The 288-nt window shown below is 45.5% G+C and carries 1 pseudogene; it reads right to left on the reverse strand.

What is annotated here, in order from left to right:
* Window positions 1-288, reverse strand: a pseudogene (locus P0G09_RS20525) (hypothetical protein); the annotation flags it as partial.

Raw genomic sequence — 288 nt, forward strand, 5'->3', positions numbered from 1 at the left:
GGCTTCAGAGGAAAGAGCATAAGGATCATGTACTTCCAGCCACTGACCATTGACCTTGTGGAGATAGGTGTAGCTAGCTCTCTCCCAATCACCAGGAATCGTTGTTTTCCAAACGCCTTTTTCCTGACGAAGGAGAGGCCAGACAGTTTCTTTGCCATCTTTTTTCAACTTGATCAGGACTTGCTCGGAGATAGGAGCCCAGAAGGCAAAAGAAGTAGCCTTCGAAGAATAAGTTGCACCAAGATCATCCTGGTCGTAGTCAAAAGTTTGATCAAAAATCGGTTCTTG

It is taken from the genome of Faecalibacterium sp. DFI.5.82 (assembly GCF_029076575.1).
Classification (GTDB): domain Bacteria; phylum Bacillota; class Clostridia; order Oscillospirales; family Ruminococcaceae; genus Faecalibacterium; species Faecalibacterium duncaniae.